We start from the raw sequence: 25,942 nt of genomic DNA, 5'->3' as shown, positions 1-25,942 counted from the left end.
GCAGCGCCGCTGTCTGAGCCGCTTTACACCGCCTCCCCCACCTCCTGCTGGGCGTCCACCACCGCCAGGGCCGTCATGTTGACGATCCGGCGCACCGTCGAGCTGGTGGTCAGGATGTGCACCGGACGGGCGGCGCCCAACAGGACCGGACCCATCGCCACGCCGTTGCTGCCGGTCATCTTGAGCATGTTGTAGGTGATGTTGCCCGTGTCGAGGTTGGGCGTGATCAGCAGATTGGCCGCACCGGCCAGCGTCGTGTCCGGGAAGGCCTTGTTGCGGATCTTTTCGGACAGGGCCGAGTCCGCGTGCATCTCGCCGTCGACCTCCAGGTCGGGCGCGCGCGCCTGGATGATGCGGCGGGCCTCGGCCATCTTCATCGACGAGGCGGTGGGCCGGCTGCCGAAGTTCGAGTGCGAGAGCAGGGCGATCTTGGGCACGATCCCGAAACGGCGCACCTCGGCGGCGGCCTGTATCGTCATGTCGGCGACCTGTTCGGCCGTCGGGTCCTCGTTGACGTGGGTGTCGCAGATGAACAGCGTCTGGGTGGGCAGCATCAGCACGTTCATGGCGGCATAGGTCTGCGCGCCGTCCTTCAGGCCGATGACCTCCTGCACGTAGCGCAGCTGGTTGTCGAAGCGGCTGGCCACCCCGCAGATCATCGCATCGGCATCGCCGCGCTGCAGCAGCATCACGCCGATCAGGGAATTGTGCTTGCGCACCATGGCCTTGGCGATGTCGGGCGTCACGCCCTCGCGGCCGCGCAGCTTGTAGTAGGCGCTCCAGGTTTCATTGAAGCGGGCATCGTCCTCGGGGTCGACGATCTCGACGTTTTGACCCGGCACCAGGCGCAGGCCGAATTTCTGGACCCGCATCTGGATGACCGAGGGGCGGCCCACCAGGATGGGCTGGGCGATCCCCTCGTTCAGCACCGTCTGTGCGGCCTGCAGGACGCGCTCGTCCTCGCCGTCGGCATAGATGACGCGCTTGGGCGAGGCCTTGGCCTGGCGGAACAGGGGCCGCATCAGCTGGCCCGAGTGATAGACGAAGCTCATCAGGGACTGGCGGTAGGCATCCATGTCCTCGATGGGCCTGGCGGCCACTCCCGAGGCCGCCGCCGCCTCGGCCACGGCCGGCGCGATCTTGGCGATCAGGCGCGGATCGAAGGGTTTGGGGATGATGTATTCCGGCCCGAAGGACAAGTCCTGGTCGGCGTAGGCGGTGGCGACCTCGGCGCTGGACTCGGCCTCGGCCAGTTCGGCGATCGCCTTGACGCAGGCGAGCTTCATCTCCTCGTTGATGACGGTGGCGCCGCAGTCCATCGCCCCGCGGAAGATGAACGGGAAGCACAGCACGTTGTTGACCTGGTTCGGGTAGTCCGAGCGCCCGGTGGCGATGACGCAGTCGGGGCGCGCCGCCTTGGCGTCCTCGGGCCGGATCTCGGGGTCGGGATTGGCCAGGGCGAGGATCAGCGGGCGCTCGGCCATGGTGCGCAGCATGTCGGCGGTCAGCACCCCGGGGGCCGAGCAGCCGAGGAAGACGTCGGCATCGCGGCAGACGTCGGCCAGGGTGCGCGCATCGGTGTCCTGGGCGTAGCGCGCCTTGTTGGGCTCCATGTCCGGGTCGCGCCCCTTCCAGATCACCCCGCGCGAATCGACGACGAAGATATTGGACTGGCGCACGCCGAGCTTGACCAGCAGGTCGAGGCAGGCGATGGCTGCCGCGCCGGCGCCCGAGCACACCAGCTTGACCGTCTCGATCTGCTTGCCCACGACCTTCAGGCCGTTGAGGATGGCGGCCGACGAGATGATGGCGGTGCCGTGCTGGTCGTCATGGAAGACCGGGATCTTCATGCGCTCGCGCAGCTTTTTTTCGATGTAGAAGCATTCGGGCGCCTTGATGTCCTCGAGATTGACCCCGCCCAGGGTGGGTTCCAGGGCGGCGATGATGTCCACGAGCTTGTCGGGGTCGTGCTCAGCGAGCTCGATGTCGAAGACGTCGATGCCGGCGAATTTCTTGAACAGGCAGCCCTTGCCCTCCATGACGGGCTTGGCCGCCAGGGGGCCGATGTTGCCCAGGCCCAGCACGGCGGTGCCGTTGGTCACCACGCCGACGAGGTTGGCGCGCGAGGTGTACTGGGCCGCGGCGGCCTCGCCCTGGGCGTGGATGGCCATGCAGGCGACGGCCACGCCCGGTGAATACGCCAGCGAAAGGTCGTCCTGGTTGCCCAGGGGCTTGGTCGGCACCACGGAAATCTTGCCCGGCTGAGGGTGGGCGTGGTAGTCCAGTGCCAGTTTTGCGCGATCGTCGTTCAGGTCCATGTTGTAGGGAGCTCCTGCTTTTCCTTTGTTTGGGACGTGCGGGGCGGCCTCCCGGAAGGTCCGTCCCGTGAAGTGTTTGTTAATGCCAACGCCGATGCGGCCGAAACGGGCACTAAGCGGGCATTTCGGGCCGATCAGTGTATACCCCTTGGGGTTCGCGGGTATACTTGAATCCTAATACGGCTTATGCAAGGCGTCGTACTATTGCCTTCTGCCCCCGCTATCCGCTATCCGGTCTGGCCGTGTCGCGGAAGGTTTTTCAATCCTGCATCGTCCGAGTGAAGCACTCGTAAGGTGAAGCATACAATGTCCACGGAACAAGAACTCCAGTCCAATTCCTATCTTTTCGGCGCCAATGCCCCCTACGTAGAAGAACTCTACGAATCCTATCTGGACAATCCGGGCTCCATTCCGGATCAGTGGCGCAGCTACTTCGATCAACTCCAGCTCCAGCCCGCCGCCGACGGCCGCGAGGCGACGCGCGACCAGGCCCATGCGCCGATCATCGCCTCGTTCGCCCAGCGCGCCCGCGAGAACACCTTCACCGCCCGGCCGGCCCAGGCGTCCGACCAGGCCCTGGCGATCGCCGGCAAGCAGGTCTACGTCCAGTCCATCATCGCCGCGTATCGCTCGCTGGGCTCGCGCCTGGCCGAACTCGATCCGCTCAAGCGCCGCGATCGCCCCGACATCCCAGAACTGGACCCGACGTTCTACGGCCTGACCGAGGCTGACCTGGACCAGGTCTATTCAGCGACCAACACCTATTTCACCAAGGCCGACACGATGACCCTGCGGGACATCCTCAAGGCCTTGCGCGACACTTATTGCCGCAACATCGGCGCCGAGTTCATGCATATCTCGGATCCCACGGTCAAGCGCTGGATCCAGGAACGCCTCGAGTCCACGCTGGGCGTGCCCGAATTCGCCGTCGAGCAAAAGCGCAACATCCTGCGGCAGGTGACCGAGGCCGAGGGTCTCGAGCGCTTCCTGCACACCAAGTACGTCGGCCAGAAGCGCTTCTCCCTCGAGGGCGGGGAAAGCTTCATCGCGTCCATGGACGAGGTGGTCAACCACGCGGGCGACAACGGCGTCCAGGAAATCGTGGTCGGCATGGCCCACCGCGGCCGCCTGAACATGCTGGTCAACATCATGGGCAAGATGCCCGGCGACCTGTTCGCCGAATTCGAAGGCAAGCACAGCCAGGCCCTGAGCGACGGCGACGTCAAGTACCACAACGGCTTTTCCAGCGACCTGTCCACCCGGGGCGGCCCGGTCCACTTGTCGCTGGCCTTCAATCCCTCGCACCTCGAGATCGTCAATCCGGTCGTCGAAGGCAGCGTGCGCGCCCGCCAGGACCGCCGCGGCGACGACCAGGGCCTGCAGGTCCTGCCCGTGCTGGTGCACGGCGACGCGGCCTTTGCCGGCCAGGGCGTGGTGATGGAGACCCTCAACCTGGCCCAGACGCGCGGCTATGGCACCGGCGGCACCCTGCACATCGTCATCAACAACCAGATCGGCTTCACCACCTCGGACCCGCGGGATACGCGCTCGACGCTGTATTGCACCGATGTGGTCAAAATGATCGAGGCGCCGGTGTTCCACGTCAACGGCGACGATCCCGAGGCGGTGGTGTTCGTGACGCAGCTCGCCCTGGACTACCGCCAGCAATTCCAGCACGACGTCGTGGTCGACATCGTGTGCTTCCGCAAGCTCGGCCACAACGAGCAGGACACCCCCTCGCTGACCCAGCCCCTGATGTACAAGAGCATCGGCAAGCACCCCGGCACGCGCAAGCTCTACGCCGACCGGCTGGTGGCGCAAGGCGTCCTCGCCGAGGGCGAACCCGACCAGATGGTCAAGGACTACCGGCAGCTCATGGAGGACGGCCAGCGCACGGTCGAGCCCGTGCTGACCGACTACAAGAACAAATACGCCACCGACTGGTCGCCGTTCCTGGGGGCCAAATGGACCGACCATGCCGACACGGGCATTCCGTTGGCGGAACTGACACGTATCGGTGAAAGGCTCACCCAGGTGCCGGATGGCTTCACCGTGCACCCGCTGGTCAAAAAGCTCCTGGGCGACCGCCTGGCCATGGCGCGTGGCGAGCATCCCGTGGACTGGGGTATGGGCGAGCACCTGGCCTTCGCGACCCTGGTGGCTAACGGCTATGCCATCCGCATTACCGGGCAGGACTCGGGGCGGGGCACCTTTACCCACCGCCATGCGGTGCTGCACGACCAAAAGCGCGAGCGCTGGGACGACGGCACGTATGTACCCCTGCAGAACGTCTCCGACGGCCAGGCGACCTTCACGGTCATCGACTCGGTGCTCTCCGAGGCGGCGGTCCTGGGCTTCGAGTACGGCTATGCGACGGCGGAACCCAACGTGCTGACCATCTGGGAGGCGCAGTTCGGCGACTTCGCCAACGGCGCGCAGGTCGTGATCGACCAGTTCATCAGCTCGGGCGAGGCCAAGTGGGGCCGCCAATGCGGCCTGACGCTGATGCTGCCGCACGGCTACGAGGGGCAGGGCCCCGAGCACTCCTCCGCCCGCGTCGAGCGCTTCCTGCAGCTGTGCGCCGACAACAACATGCAGGTGGTGCAGCCGACCAACGGCGCCCAGATCTATCACGTACTGCGCCGCCAGATGATCCGGCCCTTCCGCAAGCCGCTGGTGATCTTGACGCCCAAGTCCCTGCTGCGCCACAAGGATGCCACGTCACCTCTCGAGGACCTGGCCCAGGGCGGCTTCAAGCCCGTGATCGGCGAGACCAACGCCGATATCGTGCCGGCCGAGGTCAAGCGCGTGCTGGTGTGTTCGGGCAGGGTCTATTACGACCTGGTTCATGCGCGTGCCGACCAGGATCGCAAGGACGTCGCCATCCTGCGTATCGAGCAGCTCTATCCGTTCGCGCACAAGTCCTTCCAGGCCGAGATGCAAAAGTACGGCAATGCCACCGAGATCGTGTGGGTGCAGGACGAGCCCCAGAACCAGGGGCCCTGGTTCTACGTCCAGCACCACCTCTACGAGAACATGACCGACGGGCAAAAGCTCGGCTACGCCGGCCGCGCGGCCTCGGCCTCGCCGGCCGTGGGCTATCTGGCCAAGCACCAGGAACAGCAGCGCAACTTGATCGAGCAGGCCTTCTCGGCCAAGCTGAAAAGCTTTTCGCTGATCAAGTAGTACGATCACCGATACGCCAACATCAATAGATAGAACGGAACACACATTATGGCCATTACCGAAGTCCTCGTGCCCCAGCTCTCCGAGTCGATCTCCGAGGCGACGCTGCTGAACTGGAAGAAACAACCGGGCGAAGCCGTCGAGGCCGACGAGATCCTCATCGAGGTCGAAACCGACAAGGTGGTGCTCGAGGTGCCCGCGCCGTCCGCCGGCGTCCTGACCGAGATCGTCAAGGGCGACGGCAGCACCGTCACGTCCGGCGAGGTGCTGGCGCGCATCGACACCGCCGCCAAGGCGGCCGCGCCGGCAGCGCCCGCCGCCGCACCCGAAGCCCCCACCGCCCCCGCGGCGGAATCGAAGCCCGCCGCCAAATCCGCCGCGGCCTCGCCGGCCGCGGGCAAGATCCTGTCCGAGAAAGGCATCGACCCGGCGACCGTCGAGGGCTCCGGCCGAGGCGGCCGCGTGACCAAGGGCGATGCCCTGAACGCCACCGCCGCACCCGCGGGTGCATCCAGCGGGGCCGCCGCGCCGGCGCCGGCGTCGGTGGGCCTGGACGGACGCCCCGAGCAGCGCGTCCCCATGAGCCGCCTGCGCGCCCGCGTGGCCGAGCGCCTGCTGCAGTCGCAGTCCGAGAACGCCATCCTGACCACGTTCAACGAGGTCAACATGCAGGCCATCATGGACCTGCGCAAGCAGTACAAGGACCAGTTCGAAAAAGAGCACGGCGTCAAGCTCGGCTTCACGTCCTTCTTCGTCAAGGCCGCGGTCGCCGCCCTCAAGCGCTATCCGGTCGTGAACGCCTCGGTCGACGGCAAGGACATCATCTATCACGGCTACTTCGACATCGGCATCGCGGTCGGCAGCCCGCGCGGCCTGGTGGTGCCCATCCTGCGCAATGCCGACCAGCTCTCGATCGCCGAGATCGAAAAGCAGATCGCCGATTTCGGCCGCCGCGCCCAGGACGGCAAGCTCGGCCTCGAGGAACTCACCGGCGGGACCTTCTCGATCTCGAACGGCGGCGTGTTCGGTTCCATGCTGTCGACTCCCATCATCAATCCGCCGCAATCGGCCATCCTCGGCATCCATGCCACCAAGGACCGCCCGGTGGCGGAAAACGGCCAGGTCGTCATCCGTCCCATGAACTATCTCGCCCTGTCCTACGACCACCGCATCATCGATGGCCGCGAGGCCGTCCTGGCCCTCGTGGCCATGAAGGAAGCCCTCGAGGATCCGCAGCGCCTGCTGCTCGGCATCTGAGTCCGCGTTCCGCATCGCGCGCCCGGCGGTCCCGGCCGGTGGTTCGCCGGGGATGCCGGGGGTGCGCCCTTCCGGTGCGCCCCGGCTTCGGCCGGGCGCCGCCCGAACACCCTTTATGAGTACTGTCATGGCAAAACAATTCGATGTGATCGTGATCGGCGCGGGCCCCGGCGGCTATATCGCCGCGATCCGGGCCGCCCAGCTCGGCCTGTCGGTGGCCTGCGTGGACGCCTGGTCCAATGCGGCGGGCAAGCCCGCGCCCGGCGGCACCTGCACCAATGTCGGTTGCATCCCGTCCAAGGCGCTGCTGCAGTCTTCCGAGCACTTCCACCAAGTCAACCATCTCCTGGGCGACCACGGCATCCAGGTCAAGGGCGTGAGCCTCGATCTAGACACGCTGATCGGCCGCAAGGACACCGTCGTCAAGCAGAATAACGACGGCATCCTGTACTTGTTCAAAAAGAACAAAGTGTCGTTCTTCCACGGCACCGGCGCCCTGGCCGCCAAGACCGATTTCGGCTGGCTGGTGAAGGTCTCCGGCGCCGCCGAGGACGAGCTCGAGGGCCGCCACGTGATCGTGGCGACCGGTTCCAGCGCCCGCGAGCTGCCGGGCGTGCCGTTCGACGAGACGCAGGTGCTGTCCAATGACGGCGCGCTGCGCATTCCCGCCGTGCCGAAAAAGCTCGGCATCATCGGCGCGGGCGTGATCGGCCTCGAGATGGGCAGCGTGTGGCGCCGCCTGGGCGCCGAGGTCACCATCCTCGAAGCCATGCCCGACTTCCTCGCCGCCGTCGACCGCGACGTCGCCAAGGAGGCACGCAAGGCCTTCGACAAGCAAGGCCTGAACATCCAGACCGGGGTGCGCATCGGCGAGGTCAAGACCTCGTCCAAGAGCGTCACCGTCGCCTATACCGACGCGGCGGGCGCCGAACAGAAGCTCTCGGTCAGCCACCTGATCGTCTCCATCGGCCGTGTGCCCAACACGGCGGGCCTGGGCGCCGACGTCGTCGGCCTGAAGCTCGACGAGCGCGGCTTCGTGGTGGTGGACGAGGACTGCCGCAGCAACCTCACCAACGTCTGGGCGGTGGGCGACGTGGTGCGCGGGCCGATGCTGGCGCACAAGGCCGAAGAGGAAGGCGTGGCGGTCGCCGAACGCATCGCCGGCCAGCACGGCCACGTCAATTTCGACACGATCCCCTGGGTGATCTACACCTCGCCCGAGGTCGCCTGGGTGGGCAAGACCGAGCAGGCGCTCAAGGCCGACGGCCGCGAGTACAAGGCAGGCAGCTTCCCCTTCATGGCCAACGGGCGGGCGCGGGCGCTGGGCGACACCACCGGTTTCGTCAAGATCCTGGCCGACGCCAAGACCGACGAAGTCCTGGGCGTGCATATCGTCGGGCCCATGGCGTCGGAACTGATCGCCGAGGCGGTGACCATCATGGAATTCCGCGGCGCGGCCGAGGACATCGCCCGCATCTGCCACGCGCATCCGACGCTCTCGGAAGCCGTCAAGGAGGCCGCCCTCGCGGTCGACAAGCGTACGCTGAACCTGTGATCCGCCCGGCATGAACGTCCGGGAATACTACGAGGAAGCCCTGCGCGAGCGGGGCTTCCTCGCTGACGCCGCCCAGCAGGCCGCCGTCGAGCGGCTGCAGCGTTATTACGACGACTGGATCGAGTTCAAGCGGCAGCGCTCCAGCCCCTTGAAAAAACTCTTCCTGCATCCGGCGGTGCCGCGCGGCGTGTACATGTGGGGCGGGGTGGGGCGCGGCAAGAGCTTCCTGATGGATGCGTTCTACCTGACGGTCCCCGTCAAGCGCAAGACGCGTCTGCACTTCCACGAATTCATGCGCGGCGTGCATCGCGAACTGCGCGAGGTCAGCGGCGAGGCCGACCCCCTGGACCACGTGGCGCGCAAGGTGGCCCGGCGCTACCGCCTGATCTGCTTCGACGAATTCCACGTGTCGGACGTGGCCGACGCCATGATCCTCTATCGCCTGCTGTCCAGATTGTTCGAGTACGGCACGTCCTTCGTCATGACCTCCAACTACGAGCCCTCGACCCTGTATCCCGACGGGCTGCACCGCGACCGCATCCTGCCCGCGATCGAGCTGATCCAGGCCCGGATGGACGTGATGAACGTCGATGCCGGCACGGACTACCGCCGCCGTACATTGGCGGCCCTGCGCACCTACCTCACGCCGATCACCGCCGCCACGCACGACGAGCTGCAGGCGGCCTTCGATCGCTTGGCGGACACGGCGGCGCAGAAACCGGTGCTGACCATCGAGAACCGCCAGGTCCAGGCGCTGGCACTGGCGGGGACGGTGGTCTGGTTCGATTTCGCGACCCTGTGCGGCGGCCCGCGCTCGCAGAACGACTATCTGGAGCTCGTCGACCGGTTCCAGACCGTGATCCTCTCGGACGTCCCGCGCATGACGCCGCGCCAGGCCTCCGAGGCGCGCCGGTTCACCTGGCTCGTGGACGTGCTCTACGACCACAAGGTCAAGCTCATCATGTCCGCGCAATGCCCCCCCGACGAGTTATATACTCAGGGTCCCATGTCCAACGAGTTCCACCGCACCGTGTCGCGCCTGCTGGAAATGCAATCGCGCGAGTACCTGGACGAGCAGCGCCGGGTGGCGGTGGCGCTCTAGTGTGAACAGGCCCTAAACACCCGGGCGTTCCTGCGCCTTCAGTCAACAGGCTCCCATCGCATGACCACCACCACGACGCGCGTCCTCACCGGCATCACGACCTCCGGCACGCCCCATCTGGGCAACTACGCGGGGGCGATCCGTCCCGCCATCCAGTCCAGCACCCAGCCCGGCGTGGACGCCTTCTTTTTCCTGGCCGACTACCATGCGCTGATCAAGTGCGACGATCCGGCCCGCATCGCCCGCTCGCGCCTCGAGATCGCCGCGACCTGGCTGGCCGCCGGCCTGGACCCGGACCACGTCACCTTCTATCGGCAGTCCGACGTTCCCGAGATCCCCGAACTTTGCTGGATGCTGGCCTGCGTCACGGCCAAGGGGCTGATGAACCGTGCCCACGCCTACAAGGCCTCGGTCGATGCCAATACGGCGAACGCCGTCGATCCGGACGACGGCGTGACCATGGGCCTGTTTTCCTACCCCGTGCTGATGGCCGCCGACATTCTGATGTTCAACGCGCATCGGGTGCCGGTCGGGCGCGACCAGATCCAGCATCTCGAGATGACGCGCGACATCGCCCAGCGCTTCAATCACCTGTATGGCGGTGGCGAAGCATTGTTCGCGCTGCCCGAGGTGCAGATCGACGACGAGGTGGCCACGCTGCCGGGCCTGGACGGACGCAAGATGTCCAAGAGCTACAACAATACGATTCCGTTGTTCGAGGGCGGGCCCAAGGCCTTGCGGGCCGCTGTCTCGCGCATCGTCACCGATTCACGCCAGCCGGGCGAACCCAAGGATGCCGAGGGCTCGCACCTGCTGACCCTGTACCGGGCGTTCGCCTCGGCGGATGAATCCGCGGCTTTTCGGGCCGCCCTCGAGGAGGGCCTCGGCTGGGGCGAGGCCAAGCAGGCCCTGTGCGAGCGCATCGAGGCGCAGATCGGACCCATGCGCGCGCAATATGCGGACCTCATGGCGCATCCCGGCCGGATCGAGGATATCCTGCAGGCCGGCGCCGCCAAGGCGCGGCGCATCGCCGTACCTTTCATGGCGCGCCTGCGCGAGGCGGTGGGCCTGCGTGCGCCGGCCCGTGCCGACGGTGCCGCGCGCGCCGCCGCAGACGCGGCGCGCGCCGGTCGTGCCCGCATCGTGTCCTTTCGTGACGAGGACGGGCGTTTTCGCCAACGCCTCTTTGGCGTCGACGGCGCCGAACTGCTGCTGTCCGAGCCCTTCGACGATCCCAAGGCGCTGAACGCTTTGGGCCGCGGCTTTGCCGGCCGCGACCTGTCGGCGCTGGCGGCCGACGGCCATGGCATGGTCCGGCTGGAGGCCGATGGCCTATGCTGGGCACACGTGCCGGCCGAACGCCTGGACGCCGTGCAGGCGGCCCTGGCGGCGATCTAGGGCCGGCGTCCGACGTTTAGGAGATCCTCATGTCCCCCTCACGCTCCTCTCCATTCCAATGGCTGGACCCGCTGCTGCTGGACCAGCAACTGAGCGACACCGAGCGCATGGTGCGCGATGCCGCTCGCGCCTATGCCCAGGATCGCCTGGCGCCCCGTGTCCAGCAGGCCTTTCGCAGCGAACGCGCCGAGCCGGCGATCTTTCGCGAGATGGGTGAACTGGGTTTGCTGGGCGCCACGACTGCCGAGGAGTACGGCGGTGCCGGCATGAATGATGTCTGCTATGGACTCATCGCCCGCGAGGTCGAGCGCGTCGATTCCGGCTACCGCTCCATGATGAGCGTGCAGAGCTCCCTGGTCATGGTGCCCATCGAGACGTTCGGCACCGCCGCGCAAAAGGAAAAATACCTGCCCAAGCTGGCCTCGGGCGAGTGGATCGGCTGCTTTGGCCTGACCGAGCCGGACCACGGCTCGGACCCGGGCTCCATGGCCGCACGGGCCAGGAAGGTGCCCGGTGGCTACAGCGTGACGGGTGCCAAGACCTGGATCACCAACAGCCCGATCGCCGACGTGTTCGTGGTCTGGGCCAAGGACGAGGCCGGCGACATCCGCGGCTTCATCCTCGAAAAGGGCTGGAAGGGCCTGTCGGCGCCCGCCATCCACGGCAAGGTCGGCCTGCGCGCCTCGATCACCGGCGAGATCGTCCTGGATGAGGTCTTCGTGCCCGAGGACAACGCTTTTCCCGAGGTGCGTGGACTCAAGGGGCCCTTCACCTGCCTGAACTCGGCACGCTATGGCATTGCCTGGGGCGCCCTGGGCGCCGCCGAGGCCTGCTACGAGACCGCACGCCAATATGTGCTGGACCGCAAGCAGTTCGGCCGTCCCCTGGCCGCCAACCAGCTGGTTCAGAAAAAGCTGGCCGACATGCTGACCGAGATCACCCTGGGCCTGCAAGCCGTGCTGCGCGTCGGCCGCCTCAAGGGCGAAGGCATGGCCTGCGTCGAGGCCACCTCGATCATCAAGCGCAATTCCTGCGGCAAGGCCCTGGACATCGCCCGCGCGGCGCGCGACATGCTGGGCGGCAACGGCATCTCGGACGAATTCTGCGTCGCCCGCCATCTGGTCAACCTGGAGGTCGTCAACACCTACGAGGGCACGCACGATGTGCATGCCCTGATCCTCGGACGCGCGATCACCGGCATTGCGGCCTTCGCCAACTGACGGCGCGCCGCATCGCCGGCGCCGTGGTGTGCCGATTCCGGCAGCGGGGCGCTAGCCGAAGACCTGGATCGCCTTGGCGATGACGGCGGCCAGGATGCCCAGAAAGCCGATTCCCAGCAGGATGATGCCAGGATTGCGGTCGCGGATGCCGAAACCGATGAAGGTGGCAATGACGCCCAGCACGAAAACCGTCAGAATCGTGTTGTTGTGCAGGAACATTCCGTAAGCCTCGGCAAACAGTCAGGAATGCATCCATCATAGGCGGTGCGCGGCGGGGCCACCTTGCGCCAGGACAATAACCGTGCGTTCGGTTCAGCGCTTGCCTTGCAGGCGCGCAAACGCCGCGGCCATGGCGCCTTGCGGCGCAGCCGCCGCCGGCCGTTCGGCGCGGCCGCCGCGAGGGCCGGGCCGTCCTCCCGGCGCCGGTGCCTCGGCCCGCGGGCCGCGCGCCGCCGCGGGCTCGTCCTTGCGCATGCTCAGCGCGATCCGCTTGCGGGCGACGTCGACCTCCAGGACCCGCACACGCACCGTCTGGCCGACGCGCACCACATCGCGCGGGTCCTTGACGTAGCGGTCCGACAGGGCCGACACGTGCACCAGGCCGTCCTGGTGCACGCCGATGTCGACGAAGGCCCCGAAATTGGCGACGTTGCTGACCACGCCCTCGAGCATCATCCCGGGGACCAGGTCCTTGATGTCATTGACGCCTTCCATGAATTGCGCGGTCTTGAACTCGGGACGCGGGTCGCGCCCGGGTTTCTCGAGTTCGGCAAAAATGTCGCGCACGGTCGGCAAGCCGAAACGCTCGCTGGTGAAGTCGGCGGGCGACAGGCCCTCGAGGGCCTGGGCTTGGCCCATGACCTCGGCCGCCGGCTTGCCGATCCTGGACAGGATCCGTTCGACGACCGGATAGGCCTCGGGGTGCACGGCAGATGCATCCAGCGGGTTGTCGGAGGTCGGCACGCGCAGAAAGCCGGCCGCCTGTTCGAAGGCCTTGTCGCCGAAGCGCGGCACCGCGCGCAGGGCCTCGCGGTTGGGGAAGGCGCCGTGCTGCTCGCGCCAGCCCACGATGTTGCGCGCCAGCCCGGCATTCAGCCCGGACACGCGCGTCAGCAGGGGCGCCGAGGCGGTATTGACGTCCACGCCCACCGCATTGACGCAGTCCTCGACCACGGCATCCAGAGACCGCGCCAGATCGCGCTGGCTCACGTCGTGCTGGTATTGCCCCACGCCGATGGCCTTGGGTTCGATCTTGACGAGTTCGGCAAGGGGGTCCTGCAGGCGCCTGGCGATCGAGACGGCGCCGCGCAGGCTGACGTCCATGTCGGGGAACTCCTGCGCGCCGAGTTCGGAGGCGGAATAGACCGAGGCGCCGGCCTCGGAGACCACCACGCGGTCGAAGCGCAGTTCCGGATGGCGTTCGCGCAGCAGGCCGGCCAACCGTTCGGTTTCACGCGAGGCCGTGCCGTTGCCGATGGCGACCAGCGCGATGCCGTGGCGGCGGATCAGATCGGCGAGCGTGCGCAGGCTGCCGTCCACGTCCCGCCGAGGCTCGAAGGGATAGATCGTATGCGTTTCTAGGACCTTGCCGGTGGCGTCGATGGCGGCGGCCTTGACCCCGGTGCGGATGCCCGGATCCAGGCCGAGAACGGCCTTCGGGCCGGCCGGCGCGGCCAGCAGCAGGTCCTTCAGGTTGGCGGCGAACACGCGGATCGCCTCGGCCTCGGCGGCTTCGCGCAGGCGTCCGACCAGTTCGGTCTCGAAGGCGGTGAGCAGCTTGACCCGCCACGTCCAGCGGCAGACTTCGGCCAGCCAGTGCTGGCGCGCATCGGCATGGGCGTCGAAGCGCGCATCGATGCCCAGGACCTCGGCCACGCGCAGGACGCAGGGGTGCGGATTGCGGGCCTCGAGGTCGGGTTCGAGTTCCAGGCGCAGGTCCAGGATGCCTTGCTGGCGGCCGCGCAGCAGCGCCAGAGCACGGTGCGAGGGCATGGCGCGCAGAGCCTCGCTGAAATCGAACCAGTCGCGGAATTTCTCGCCCTCGGCTTCCTTGCCGGACACCACCCGGGCATGCAGCAGCCCGGTGTTCCATAGATGCTCGCGCAGTGTATCCAGCAGGCCGGCGTCTTCCGCAAAGCGCTCGGCCAGGATGTCGCGCGCGCCGTTGAGCGCCGATTTGGCGTCCTCGAAGCCGGCTTCCGGATTCAGGTGGCCGGCAGCCAGGGCGGCGGGGTCGGCCGCCGGCCCCGCGAGCAGGGCATCGGCCAGCGGCTCCAGGCCCGCCTCGCGGGCGATCTGGGCGCGTGTGCGGCGCTTGGGCTTGAAGGGCGCGTACAGGTCCTCGAGGCGCTGCTTGCTGTCGGCCTCGAGGATCCGCGCGCTGAGGGTGTCGTCGAGCTGGCCCTGCTGCTCGATCGAGTCCAGGATCGCAACCCGGCGGGTCTCCAGCTCGCGCAGGTACAGCAGCCGCAGTTCGAGCGTGCGCAGCACCGTGTCGTCCAGGCCGCCGGTGGCCTCCTTGCGGTAGCGGGCGATGAAGGGAACGGTGGCGCCGGAATCCAGGAGTTCGACCGCGGCCGCCACCTGTCCGCCGCGCGTGCCCAACTCGTCGGCGAGCTGCTTGAGGATGCGGGCGTGGTCGACGGTCCGGGCGGAGGCGGGGGCAGGGCTGATCGTGTTCATGGGTCCATCATAAAATGCGGGCAACAAGGGGCAGATTTTGCCACAAGGCGGGCCCATGGCCGAAATGCCTCGGCTATCATGTTCCCCGTTCCTCCTCCACCGCACAGCCATGTTTCCCGATGAGTTGGCCGACGTGTTCGGTCCGTCCGGCGCCCTGGCGCGCCACATGCCGGGCTACAGCCCCCGTCCCGCCCAGCGCGAGCTCTCCGAGGCCATCGGGCGCGCCCTGGCCGACGGCGGCGTGCTGGTGGCCGAGGCGGGCACCGGCACGGGCAAGACCTGGGCGTACCTGGTGCCGGCCTTCCTGTCGGGCGACAAGGTCCTGGTGTCCACCGGCACGCGCACCCTGCAGGACCAATTGTTCCACCGCGACATCCCGCGCCTGCGCGAGGCGCTGGCCTTGCCGGTCGACGTGGCGCTGCTCAAGGGCCGCGGCAATTACGTCTGCCATTACCACCTGGACCGGCTGGGGCAGGATCCACGCGGCCTGAAATCCATCGACGAGGTCCAGCAGTTGCGCGAGATCCAGCGCTTCGTGCGCGAAACGGGCACCGGCGACAGGGCCGACCTGCCGGCGGTCCCCGAAGGGGCCGACATCTGGAATCGCGTCACCTCCACGCGCGAGAACTGCCTGGGGCAGGAATGCCCCTTCGTGCGGGACTGCTTCCTGCTCAAGGCCCGCCGCCACGCCCAGGAGGCCGACGTCGTGGTGGTCAACCACGCGCTCTTCATGGCCGACCTGGCCTTGCGCGAGGAGGGCATCACCGATCTGCTGCCCGAAACCCGCATGGTGGTTTTCGACGAGGCTCATCAATTGCCCGATACGGCGACGCGTTTCCTGGGGCACAGCGTCTCCCTGCATCAGGTGCTGGATTGCGCGCGTGCCATGGAGGCCGCGGGACTCGCCCATGCGCGCGAGGCGACGCCCTGGAGCGACACCGCCCGGCGCCTCGAGGGGGCGGCGCGCGAATTGCGGCTTGCCGCTGCGCCGGTGGGGCTGCTGCCCGGGGCGCGGGCCACGTTCCAGGCCCTGCCCGAGGCTGCGGCATTCGATGAAAAGCTCGACGGCCTGATCGAAGCCTTGGACGAGGCCTTGCGGCGCCTGCAATCCCAGGAGGACCGCCATCCCGACCTGGCTGCGGCGGCGCGCACGGCCCAGAGCCTGCTCGAGCGTCTGCGGCAATGGCGCCTGCCGGGGCGCGGCGACGAGGCGCCCGCCGCCGACGCCGCCGTGCGCTGGATCGAGGCAGGGCACCAGGCGCTGCGGCTGCATCGCGCGCCCTTGTCGGTGGCGCGGATATTCTCGGGCTTCCGGCGCCCGGGCCAGACCTGGGTGCTGACCTCGGCCACGCTCTCGGTCCAGGGGGATTTCGGGCATTTCCTGCGCCAGCTCGGCCTCGAGGATGCCGTCACCCACCATTGGACCTCGCCTTTCGATTATCCGGCGCGCGGCCTGCTGTACGTGCCCCAGGGCCTGCCGTGGCCGGGCGATTCCCGCTTCGTCGACGCCTTCGCCCAGGCGCTGCTGCCGCTGGTCGAGGCCTGTGCCGGCGGGGTGCTGGTGCTGTGCACCACGCTGCGCGCCGTCGACCGGGTTGCCGACGTGCTGGCGCGGCATCTGGGGGCTTGCGCCCCCGCGCGCCCGGTCATGCGCCAGGGCGAGGCCTCGCGCGGCTTGCTGCTCGAGCGTTTTCGCCGGGCGGGCGACGCGGTCCTGGTCGGCAGCGCCAGTTTCTGGGAAGGCATCGACGTGCCCGGCGACGCACTCACGCTGGTGGCCATCGACAAGCTGCCCTTCGCGCCGCCCGACGACCCGGTCATCGAGGCGCGCCTGAGCGCCTGCCGGGCCGATGGCGGCAATCCGTTCATGGAATATCAGCTACCCCAGGCCGCGCTGGTCCTCAAGCAAGGCGCGGGACGCCTGATCCGCTCAGAGGGGGACTGGGGGGTGCTGATGGTGGGCGACGGCCGCCTGGTCGACAAGCCCTACGGCCGCCAATTGTGGCGCGGCCTGCCGCCGTTCGCCCGCACGCGCGATGCGGAATGCGCGCGCGATTTCCTGGCCCGTCCGCCAGAGGCGGGCGCGGACTCGCCGGCGGAACAGCACTAGAACCAGTTGATCGGATTCCAGTAGTTGACGGGCGCATCCAGGCCCTGGGTGTAGTACTTGCTGTCCGGAAAATTCTGGTCGAGTACGCGCTTGGCGTCGTCGCGCAGCGTGTCCAGGTGCAGCTTGTCGTAGCTGAGCACCATCAGGTAGAGGGCTTTCTCGACGATCGGCGCGCCTTCGAAGTCCGTGACTACGGTCTGGGCCCGGTTGGCCGCCGCGACGTAGGCGCCGCGCCGGTAATAGTACTCGGCGACGTGCACCTCGTTTTCGGCGATGGTGTTCACCAGCCAGGCGACACGCTTGCGGGCGTCGGGGGTGTAGCGGCTGTCGGGGTAGCGCTTGATCAGGTCGTTGAAGGCCTCATAGGAGGCGCGCAGCCCCTTGGGATCGCGTTCGGCGGGGTCCTGGCGCGTGATGTTCGACAGCACCGCGCTGGGCGGGGTGAACGTCAGCATGCCCTTCAGGTACAGCATGTAGTCAGTGCCCGGATGGTTGGGGTACTGCTGCATGAAGCGGTCGATCGATGCCCGCGCCTGTTCGGGCTCTTCGTCCTTCCAGTTGACGTAGGCCTGGTCGATGAGCGCCTGCTGGGCATAGATGCCGAAGGGGTAGCGGGCCTCCAGGGCCTCGAGGTTGCGGCGGGCGTCGGTCCAGCGGCCGCCGCTCATGTCGTCGCGGGCCTGCTGGTACAGGCGCTCGGCACTCCAGCCGGCGGTGGGGTCGACGTCGCCCTTGGTGGAACTGCAGCCGGCTGCGAGCGCCAGGCAGAAAACGGCGATGGCGGTCAGTGCGCGCCGCGCGATGGCGTTGAAACGAAGCGAGTCGCGGAGGGTCACGGAGCGTCCTTGTTTAGGGTGTTAGCATTGCTGGCAGATTATATGATTTGTCGACATGTCTGACACGGATATCGAAACAGAGGACCTGGAGGCGGACGAACCCGAGACGTTCGAACTGCCGTTCACGGCGCTGGCCGAGCGCCTGGACAAGGTGCTGGCGCGCCTGATGCCGCAGCATTCCCGCAGCCGCCTGCAGGCCTGGATCGAGGAGGGCCATGTGCGCGTCAACGGCCACGCGGCACGGGTGCGCGCCAAGGTGGGTTCGGGCGACCGCATCCAGGTCTGGCCGCAGCCCGCGCCCGAGACCCTCGCCTTCGTGGCCGAGCCGGTCGAATTCAAAGTGCTTGGCGAGGGCGCCGATTGGATCGTGGTGGACAAGCCCGCGGGGCTGGTCACGCACCCCGGCGCGGGCAACTGGCACGGCACGCTGCTCAATGGCCTGCTGCATCGGTATCCGGAGCTGGCCCGGGTGGCCCGCGCGGGGATCGTCCATCGCCTGGACAAGGACACCTCGGGCCTGCTGGTGGTGGCGCGCCATGAGATTGCCCAGACTCATCTGGTGCGCCAGTTGCAGGCGCGCAGCGTCAAGCGCGAATACCTCGCCCTGGCGCACGGCTGGCCGGATGCCGAGGGCACCGTCGACCTGGCCATCGGCCGCGATGCGCGGGTGCCGGTGCGCATGAGCGTCCAGCAGCCGATCGCGCCCAAGCCGGCGATCACCCATTACCGGACCCTGCGCCGCGGCCGTGCCGGCGAGGCGCCGGTCGCCGAGGTGGCCTGCAGGCTCGAGACCGGCCGCACGCACCAGATCCGCGTGCACATGGCCAGCCTGCATCATCCGCTGTTGTCCGATGCCGTCTATGGCGGGCGGCCCCTGGCGGGCGCCGCCCGCCAGATGCTGCACGCGCGCGCCTTGGCCTTCGACGACCCGGCCTCGGGCGAGCGGCTGGCGTTCGAGGCCGGCGTACCGGATGACTATGCGGCGGTGCGCCGCGCGATCCAATGGCAATCAGGAGAACACCAGTGACGGTGGATAGGGGCCGGATGGTCGTCGAGGATGTGCGCGGCCTGCCATGGCCCGGCGTGCGCTATTTCTGCAGTACGCGGGCGGGCGGATTCAGCGCGGCGCCCTGGGATGGCCTGAACCTGGGCCTGCACGTGGATGACGCCCCCGCGGCCGTCCTGCGCAATCGCGCGCTGCTTGCGGATGGGCTGCCGGCCGAGCCCCTGTGGCTCCGGCAGGTCCATGGCATCGAGGTGTGCGACGCCGACGCATGGACGGGTGGCGAGGCGCCCCAGGCCGACGCGGCGATCACGACCCGGCCGAATCGTCCGCTGGCCGTCCTGACCGCGGATTGCCTGCCGGTGGTGCTGGCCGATGACGGCGGCTGCGTGCTCGGCGTCGCCCATGCGGGCTGGCGGGGGCTGGCCGCGGGCGTGCTCGAGAACACCCTGGCCCGGATGCGGCCGAAGGCCCCCGCGGACAGCCGGTGGCGCGCCTGGATCGGGCCGGCCATCGGCCAGGCCAGCTTTGAGGTCGGGCCCGAGGTCCGCGAGGCATTCGTCGCGCCCGACCCGGCGGCGGCGCCGTTCTTCGCGGCGCGCCCGGGCAGCGATCGCTGGCTGGCAGACCTGCCCGCGATCGCCCGCCACCGCCTGTATGCGGCCGGCGTCGACCACATCGAATGCAGCGGGCATTGCACGTACCGGGACGCGCAGCGATTCTATTCCTACCGGCGCGCCGCGCGCACCGGGCGGCAGGCGACCGTCGCCTGGTTGACGGGCGACAGGGCGGAGCAGCCGTGAGGCGCATGGATGCTAGCGACTTACCCTGATTGACACGATTTGTCAGAATCGCCATGATCATTTCCAATGAACGGCCACGTGTGGCCGCATTCAGGCAGGGGGAAAACAGTGGGTGAGCGCAACGGATTTCAAGGGCAGATGCCACCAGGCATTTCGCCGGATCGCCTCGCCCGCATCCAGGCCGACTTCATGGGCGAATGCCAGGCCTTGTTCGACCAGGCCCGCCAAGGCGCGTTGGCGCCACCCGACGATCGGCGATTCTCTTCGCCTGCCTGGGCCGATAGTCCGCAGGGCCTGTTCGCCGCGCATGCCTATCTGATCGGCGCCCGCGCGCTCCGGCGCCTGGCCGAGTCCGCCGACTTGGGCGACGATGCACGCCAGCGCCTGCAGTTCGCGGTCATGCAATGGATCGAGGCCGCGTCGCCCGCCAACTTCCTGGCCACCAATCCCGAGGCCCTTGCCACCGCCTGGCGCACGCAGGGCGAATCCCTCTTGAAAGGCATGAGCAACCTGCTCGGCGACATGCAAAAGGGCCATATCAGCCAGACCGACGAGTCCGCGTTCGTCCTCGGGGAAAACATCGCCGCCTCGCCGGGCGCGGTGGTTTTCCAGAACGCGCTGATGCAGGTGATCCAGTATCGCCCCCTGGCACGGCAGGTGCATGCGCGCCCGCTGCTGATGGTGCCGCCGTGCATCAACAAGTTCTACATCCTCGACCTGCAGGCCGACAATTCATTCGTGCGCCATGCCCTGGAGGCGGGGTACGCCGTCTACATGATTTCGTGGCGCAACCCGCTGGCCTCCGATACGGACGGCATCGAACGTGCCGGCTGGGACGACTACATGCAGGACGGTGTGCTGCAGGCGATCGAGGTGGTGCGCGACATCAGCGGCCAGGACCAGATCAACGCGTTGGGGTTCTGCGTCGGCGGCACCATGCTGGCCAGTGCGCTGGCCCTGGCGCAGGCCCGCGGCGAGGACCCCGTGGCCGCGCTCACACTGCTGACGACTTTCCTCGATTTCCGGGATACCGGGATCCTCGACGTCTTCGTCGACGAATGCCATGCCCGGTCGCGTGAGCAACAGTTCGGCGACGGCGGCCTGATGACCGCACGCGAACTCGGCACCACGTTTTCGTTCCTGCGGCCGTCCGAACTCGTCTGGAACTACGTGGCCTCGAACTACATGATGGGGCAGACCCCGCGCGCCTTCGACCTGCTGGCCTGGAACGCCGATGGCACCAACCTGCCGGGGCCGTTCTTTGCCTGGTATTTCCGGAACACTTATCTCGAAAACCGCCTCAAGACGCCCGGCGCGGTCCAGGTCTGCGGCCAGTCCATCGACCTGGGCGCCCTGCGCATGCCGGCGTACCTGTACGCCTCGCGCGAGGATCACATCGTGCCCTGGGCGTCGGCCTACGCCTCCCGCGGCGTGCTGGGCGGCGATACGCGTTTCGTGCTGGGCGAATCCGGCCACATTGCCGGGGTGATCAATCCGCCGGCCCGTGGGCGGCGCGGCTACTGGGCGTATGATGAGGGCGATCGACGTGACGCCGCGGTCGACGCGCAGGCCTGGCAGCGCGATGCGCCGCGGCATGCCGGCAGCTGGTGGCCCGATTGGCTGCGCTGGCTGTCCGGTCATTCCGGCCGCAAGGTGCGTGCCAAGGATACGCTGGGCAATCGCCGATACCGGACTCTCGAGCCCGCGCCGGGGCACTACGTGAGGGTACGCGCCGAATAGCGCGTCAACAAAAGGAGAATCACATGAGCGGGAAACTGGCTTACGTCACCGGAGGCATGGGGGGGATCGGCACGTCGATTTGCCAGCGCCTGGCCAAGGAAGGGTTCAACGTGGTCGCCGGTTGCGGCCCCAGCCGCGATCACGCCAAGTGGCTCGGCGAACAGGCCGCTCTGGGCTACACGTTCAGCGCATCGGTCGGCAATGTCTCCGATTGGGATTCCACGGTCCAGGCCTTCGCGCAGGTGCGCGAGCAATTCGGCCCGATCGACGTGCTGGTCAACAACGCGGGCATCACTCGCGACGGGGTCTTCCGCAAAATGAGCCTCGAGGACTGGCGCGCGGTCATGGACACCAACCTCAACAGCCTGTTCAACGTGACCAAGCAGGTCATCGACGACATGGTCGAACGGCAGTGGGGGCGTATCATCAACATCAGCTCGGTCAACGGCCAGAAGGGCCAGTTCGGACAGACCAACTATTCCACCGCCAAGGCGGGGATTCACGGTTTCACCATGGCCCTGGCCCAGGAGGTCGCCAGCAAGGGGGTCACGGTCAATACCATATCGCCGGGCTACATCGGCACCGACATGGTGCGCGCCATCCGGCCCGATGTCCTCGAAAAGATCGTGGCGACGATCCCGGTCAAGCGCCTGGGCACCCCCGAGGAAATCGGCTCGATCGTGGCATGGCTGGCCTCGGATGATTCGGGCTTTGCCACCGGAGCGGACTTCTCGCTCAACGGCGGCCTGCACATGGGTTGATGGACGACATGGCTCAGCAGACCCCCAAGGCAGTGCGCCTGGTCAAGAAATACCCCAACCGCCGGCTGTACGACACCCAGTCCAGCGCCTACATCACGCTGGCGGACGTCAAGCAGCTGGTCCTCGACAACGAGGAGTTCCAGGTCGTGGATGCAAAGTCCGGCGAGGACCTGACGCGCAGCATCCTGCTGCAGATCATCCTCGAGGAGGAATCCGGGGGGGTGCCGATGTTTTCCGCGACGGCGCTGTCGCAGATCATCCGGTTCTATGGGCATGCGATGCAGGGCGTCATGGGCTCGTTCCTGGAAAAGAACATCCAGGTCCTGATGGACATCCAGGACCGCATGGCCGAGCAGTCGCAGGGCCTGTACAAGCAACAATTCGGCCCGGAGGTCTGGGCCCAGTTCATGAACGTGCAGACCCCGGCGCTGCAGAACATGATGAACAACTACATCGAGCAAAGCCGCAACCTGTTCGTGCAGATGCAGGACCAGATGCAGGATCAGACTCGCAATATGTTCTCGGCCTTTCCCTTCGGCGAGCCCGGGGCCGGGGGCCAGGGCAAGCCCAAAAAGAAATAGCCGAGGGGCGCTCTTGCGCCTGGCCCGCACACCCACGATCCGCCCCCCCAGGCGGATTTTTTTGAGGAGACGTCGGTTTCCAGCGGGTTTTCTGGTGATATATTAACGAGAATGAATCTTGTTTCTTATTGCTAAGACGGAGGTTCCATCGATGATCAAGCAATGGTGTGTGGCGTTCGCGGGCCTGGGACTGGCAGCCTCGGCCGCGGCGGCCGAATATCCCATCGGCGAGCCGACCGAGATCAACGGACTGGAGGTCGCGGCCGTGTACCTGCAGCCCGTCGAGATGGAGCCCGCCGGCGTGATGCGCGATGCCAAGGATTCCGACATCCATCTCGAGGCCGACATTCATGCGACCGCCGACAACCAGAACGGCCTGCCCGAGGGTGCGTGGGCGCCCTATCTGAACATCCAGTACGTGCTGCAGAAGCAGGGCAGCGACCAGGTCCACAAGGGCGACCTGATGCCCATGGTGGCCAACGACGGCCCGCACTACGGCGACAACGTCAAGCTCGACGGACCCGGCAAATACCGGCTGACCTTCGTCATCGGTTCGCCCGAGACGGCCCCGATGAATCATTTCGGCCGCCACGTCGACAAGGAAACCGGCGTGGCCCCGTGGTTCAAGACCTTCGAAACCCACTACGAGTTCGTCTATGCCGGCACCGGCAAGAAGGGCGGCTATTGATGAGGATCCGACTCATCGCCCTGCTGGGCGCCCTGGCGATCGGGTTCGGCCCGGCGGCGCTGCGGGCCGATGAGCTGCCGACCTATACGCTGACTTTCAAGGCCGACGGTACGTTCGAGCCGGCGCGCCTCGAGGTTCCGGCGGGGCGGTTCAAGATCGTCCTGATCAACGAAAGCGCCGAGGCGGTCGAGTTCGAAAGCCTGCCGCTGCGCAAGGAAAAGGTGCTGGGCCCGGGCGTCAAGTCCTTTGTCGTGCTCAAGCTGTCGCGGCCCGGCGAGTATCCGTTCTTCGACGACTTTCACCCCGACGTCAAGGGCACGCTGGTCGTGATGCCCGGATCGTGAGGCATTCCACCCCTATTCATCATGGAACAAGTCGGCTTCATCGTCTGGCGTGAAAGCGTGGAGGCCCTGCTGGTCGTGGGCATCCTGTACGCCTGGCTGCGCGACGATCCCGGCGGACGCCGCGGCCTGCCGTGGCTATGGGGCGGGGTGGCGTGCGGCCTGGTCCTGGCGGGCCTGCTGGCACTGGTCCTGCTGGGCATGGCGTCCTGGCTGTCGGACACCGGACAGGAATGGTTCCAGGCGCTCATGGCGCTGGCCGCCTGCATCCTGGTGGTCCAGATGGTGGCCTGGATGCGTGCGCACGGCCGCGGGCTGAAGCGCGAACTCCAGACGGGCGCCGGCACGATGGTTCGCCGCAATCGATGGTGGGGCCTGCTCGCCCTGGTGATGATCGCCGTGGCGCGCGAGGGCAGCGAGACCGTCGTGTTCCTCTACGGCGTCATTCTGTCGTCCCGGGACGAAGGCCGCCTGGCGTCGATGCTGGCCGCGGGCCTGATCGGGTTCGGCGCCGCGCTGCTGACGTTCTGGGTGCTGCAGCTGGGCGGACGGCTGATCACCTGGCGGCGGTTCTTCAAGGTGACCGAGATCCTGCTGCTGTTGCTGGCGGGCGCCTTGCTGGTATCGGCCACTGATCGGCTGATTTCGCTCGAGGTCCTGCCCACGCTGGTCGATCCTGCCTGGGATACCTCCTGGCTGCTGGATACCGCAGGGGGCCTGGGCAAGGTCCTCGCGGATTTCGCCGGCTATCGCGCCTATCCGGCCTTGTCGCAAGTCCTGATCTGGCTGGCTTACTGGGTGGTCGCGCTCGGCGTGCTGCGACGCGCTTCCCGTCCGGCGGCCGCGCAGCCGGGTTCGCCCGTGGGCGATTCGGCGGCATGACTCCGATGCCGCGGATCCCGATGGGGCATGGATTTCGTGCCCGCATCGCGCGCGTGGGGGATGTCCTCAGGGACCACCAGCGCGCGATCCGCAGGCTGCAATGGGCCATCGTGGGCGTTTACGTCTTCTTGCTGGCGGTGCCGGCGATATTGCCGCTGCCCGATCGCACGGCCTCCGTCTTCAACAACCTGACGATCCTGGCCCAGTTTGCCTTCTGGGGCGTCTGGTGGCCCTTCGTGCTGGTATCGATCCCGCTGTTCGGCCGGGCCTGGTGCGGCCTGTTCTGTCCGGAGGGCGCCTTGACCGAATGGGCCAGCGGGCACGGGCGCGGCGGCGCCATCCCGCACTGGATGCGCTGGGGCGGCTGGCCTTTCGTGGCGTTCGCGCTGACCACGATCTACGGCCAACTGGTCAGTGTCTATCAGTACCCGTGGGCGGCGGCGGCCGTGCTGGGCGGCTCCACGGTCGCCGCCATGATCATCGGCTGGCTGTACGGGCGTGAAAAGCGGGTCTGGTGCAAGTATCTCTGTCCGGTCAGCGGCGTGTTCAACCTGCTCGCAAAGCTCGCGCCCTGGCATTACCGGGTCGACCCCCACGCCTGGCGCCGGCCCGTGCGCCGGATCGAATCGATCAACTGTGCGCCCTTGCTGCCGCTGCGCCACATGAAGGGCGCCGCCGAATGCCACATGTGCGGGCGCTGCAGCGACTACCGCGGAGCGATCGCCCTCAGCGCGCGCTCGCCGGAGGCCGAGATCGTTGGCGTGGCCGAAGGCGATGGCTGGCAGACCGCGCTGATCGTGTTCGGCCTCATGGGGCTGGCGGTCGGCGCATTCCTCTGGAGCGCCAGCCCCTGGTTCGTGACCATCAAGCAGACGGCGGCGACCTGGCTGGTCGAGCACGACGTCTACTGGCCATTGGCGCAAAATGCGCCCTGGTTCATCCTGACGCACTATCCGGAGGTCAACGATAGCTTCAGCTGGCTCGACGGGGCGGTGGTTCTCGTGTTCATCGCGGGTGCCGCCCTGTGCGTGGGCGGTCCGGTCTTTGCCGGCCTGTGGCTGGCGGATCGGATCTTGCCGGCAAGGCGGCGCCCGGGCGTGCTGGATGCGTCCGGGCGCTTGCTGCGCGGGCGGCTCGCGGGGGTGCACAAACTGGCGCAGGGCCTGATCCCGGCCGGCGGGGTCGGGGTGTTCCTGGGCCTGTCGGCGACTACGCTGACCCTGCTGCACCACGAAGGCGTGCCCACGGGCTGGGCCAATGCGGTGCGCTTCCTTCTGCTGGGCCTGGCCCTGGCTTGGAGCCTGCGATTCGAATGGCGCCTGGCCGGCTTGCGTTGCCGGCGCTGGCCGGTGCGCGCCACGGCGGTCGGCATGGTCGGGTTGGGCCTGGCGCCGTTTTGCGTGGCGTGGGTGCTGTTTTTTGCAGTGTGGTAGGGGCGCATCGCGCTATTGCAATGTCGTGTTGCGGATGTTGTAATAG

Annotated in this window: 20 protein-coding genes; 16 read left to right on the top strand and 4 right to left on the bottom strand. The window is 67.5% G+C overall.

Annotated elements, in window-relative coordinates; all coding sequences use genetic code 11:
- Positions 1–23: 23 nt before the first annotated feature.
- Positions 24–2,318, bottom strand: coding sequence for an NADP-dependent malic enzyme (locus OOZ48_RS09470; RefSeq protein WP_442867564.1), 2,295 nt, complete (start codon positions 2,316–2,318; stop codon positions 24–26).
- Between the two features lie 306 nt (positions 2,319–2,624).
- On the opposite strand from OOZ48_RS09470, the gene OOZ48_RS09465 reads away from it, so the two are divergent.
- The 6 genes from OOZ48_RS09465 (at position 2,625) to OOZ48_RS09440 (ending at position 12,036) form a co-directional block, all read left to right on the top strand.
- The gene (locus OOZ48_RS09465; protein WP_269497547.1) at positions 2,625–5,504 is read left to right on the top strand and encodes a 2-oxoglutarate dehydrogenase E1 component; all 2,880 of its coding nucleotides are present in this window, start codon (positions 2,625–2,627) and stop codon (positions 5,502–5,504) included.
- 48 nt (positions 5,505–5,552) lie between these two features.
- On the top strand, positions 5,553–6,761 hold the full coding sequence (gene odhB, locus OOZ48_RS09460) for a 2-oxoglutarate dehydrogenase complex dihydrolipoyllysine-residue succinyltransferase (RefSeq protein ID WP_269497545.1): 1,209 nt from the start codon (positions 5,553–5,555) through the stop codon (positions 6,759–6,761).
- Positions 6,762–6,888: 127 nt separating this feature from the next.
- Positions 6,889–8,316 (top strand): dihydrolipoyl dehydrogenase, encoded by a 1,428-nt coding sequence (gene lpdA, locus OOZ48_RS09455; RefSeq protein WP_269497543.1) that lies wholly within the window; start codon positions 6,889–6,891, stop codon positions 8,314–8,316.
- A gap of 10 nt (positions 8,317–8,326) precedes the next feature.
- The gene (zapE, locus tag OOZ48_RS09450; RefSeq protein ID WP_269497542.1) at positions 8,327–9,418 is read left to right on the top strand and encodes a cell division protein ZapE; all 1,092 of its coding nucleotides are present in this window, start codon (positions 8,327–8,329) and stop codon (positions 9,416–9,418) included.
- A gap of 60 nt (positions 9,419–9,478) precedes the next feature.
- On the top strand, positions 9,479–10,816 hold the full coding sequence (locus OOZ48_RS09445) for a tryptophan--tRNA ligase (protein WP_269497541.1): 1,338 nt from the start codon (positions 9,479–9,481) through the stop codon (positions 10,814–10,816).
- 29 nt (positions 10,817–10,845) lie between these two features.
- Positions 10,846–12,036: an acyl-CoA dehydrogenase gene (locus OOZ48_RS09440; protein ID WP_269497540.1), complete on the top strand. Its 1,191-nt coding sequence runs from the start codon at positions 10,846–10,848 to the stop codon at positions 12,034–12,036.
- 51 nt (positions 12,037–12,087) lie between these two features.
- On the opposite strand, the gene OOZ48_RS09435 is transcribed toward OOZ48_RS09440, so the two are convergent.
- On the bottom strand, positions 12,088–12,255 hold the full coding sequence (locus OOZ48_RS09435) for a hypothetical protein (protein ID WP_269497539.1): 168 nt from the start codon (positions 12,253–12,255) through the stop codon (positions 12,088–12,090).
- A 93-nt stretch (positions 12,256–12,348) separates the two neighbouring features.
- Positions 12,349–14,718, bottom strand: a complete 2,370-nt coding sequence (locus tag OOZ48_RS09430; RefSeq protein WP_269497538.1) for a Tex family protein — start codon at positions 14,716–14,718, stop codon at positions 12,349–12,351.
- Between the two features lie 109 nt (positions 14,719–14,827).
- Between OOZ48_RS09430 and OOZ48_RS09425 the strand changes: the two genes are divergently transcribed.
- On the top strand, positions 14,828–16,828 hold the full coding sequence (locus tag OOZ48_RS09425; RefSeq protein ID WP_269497537.1) for an ATP-dependent DNA helicase: 2,001 nt from the start codon (positions 14,828–14,830) through the stop codon (positions 16,826–16,828).
- Here OOZ48_RS09425 and OOZ48_RS09420 read toward each other — a convergent pair.
- Positions 16,825–17,631: an outer membrane protein assembly factor BamD gene (locus OOZ48_RS09420; RefSeq protein WP_269498188.1), complete on the bottom strand. Its 807-nt coding sequence runs from the start codon at positions 17,629–17,631 to the stop codon at positions 16,825–16,827. The genes OOZ48_RS09425 and OOZ48_RS09420 overlap by 4 nt on opposite strands.
- 88 nt (positions 17,632–17,719) lie before the next feature.
- On the opposite strand from OOZ48_RS09420, the gene OOZ48_RS09415 reads away from it, so the two are divergent.
- The 9 genes from OOZ48_RS09415 (at position 17,720) to OOZ48_RS09375 (ending at position 25,896) form a co-directional block, all read left to right on the top strand.
- On the top strand, positions 17,720–18,691 hold the full coding sequence (locus OOZ48_RS09415; RefSeq protein ID WP_269497535.1) for an RluA family pseudouridine synthase: 972 nt from the start codon (positions 17,720–17,722) through the stop codon (positions 18,689–18,691).
- Positions 18,688–19,470, top strand: a complete 783-nt coding sequence (pgeF, locus tag OOZ48_RS09410) for a peptidoglycan editing factor PgeF (RefSeq protein WP_332108271.1) — start codon at positions 18,688–18,690, stop codon at positions 19,468–19,470. The genes OOZ48_RS09415 and pgeF overlap by 4 nt, the downstream gene beginning before the upstream one ends.
- A 138-nt stretch (positions 19,471–19,608) precedes the next feature.
- On the top strand, positions 19,609–21,210 hold the full coding sequence (locus OOZ48_RS09405; RefSeq protein WP_269497534.1) for a PHA/PHB synthase family protein: 1,602 nt from the start codon (positions 19,609–19,611) through the stop codon (positions 21,208–21,210).
- 23 nt (positions 21,211–21,233) lie between these two features.
- Entirely contained in the window at positions 21,234–21,971 is a 738-nt protein-coding gene (gene phbB / locus OOZ48_RS09400) for an acetoacetyl-CoA reductase (protein WP_269497532.1), read from the top strand.
- 8 nt (positions 21,972–21,979) lie between these two features.
- Complete coding sequence (gene phaR, locus OOZ48_RS09395) at positions 21,980–22,552, top strand: polyhydroxyalkanoate synthesis repressor PhaR (RefSeq protein WP_269497531.1); 573 nt, start codon at positions 21,980–21,982, stop codon at positions 22,550–22,552.
- Between the two features lie 151 nt (positions 22,553–22,703).
- A complete protein-coding gene (locus tag OOZ48_RS09390; protein WP_269497529.1) occupies positions 22,704–23,240 on the top strand; it encodes an iron transporter in 537 nt (178 codons plus the stop codon).
- The gene (locus OOZ48_RS09385) at positions 23,240–23,584 is read left to right on the top strand and encodes a cupredoxin domain-containing protein (protein ID WP_269497528.1); all 345 of its coding nucleotides are present in this window, start codon (positions 23,240–23,242) and stop codon (positions 23,582–23,584) included. The genes OOZ48_RS09390 and OOZ48_RS09385 overlap by 1 nt, the downstream gene beginning before the upstream one ends.
- A 21-nt stretch (positions 23,585–23,605) precedes the next feature.
- Entirely contained in the window at positions 23,606–24,463 is an 858-nt protein-coding gene (locus tag OOZ48_RS09380; RefSeq protein ID WP_269497526.1) for an FTR1 family iron permease, read from the top strand.
- A gap of 5 nt (positions 24,464–24,468) precedes the next feature.
- A complete protein-coding gene (locus OOZ48_RS09375; RefSeq protein ID WP_269498184.1) occupies positions 24,469–25,896 on the top strand; it encodes a 4Fe-4S binding protein in 1,428 nt (475 codons plus the stop codon).
- The last annotated feature ends 46 nt before the right edge of the window (positions 25,897–25,942 follow it).

Source organism: Castellaniella sp. S9 (genome assembly GCF_027257175.1).
Taxonomy (GTDB): Bacteria; Pseudomonadota; Gammaproteobacteria; order Burkholderiales; family Burkholderiaceae_B; genus Castellaniella.
This window is presented reverse-complemented; position numbering and strand designations above follow the sequence as displayed.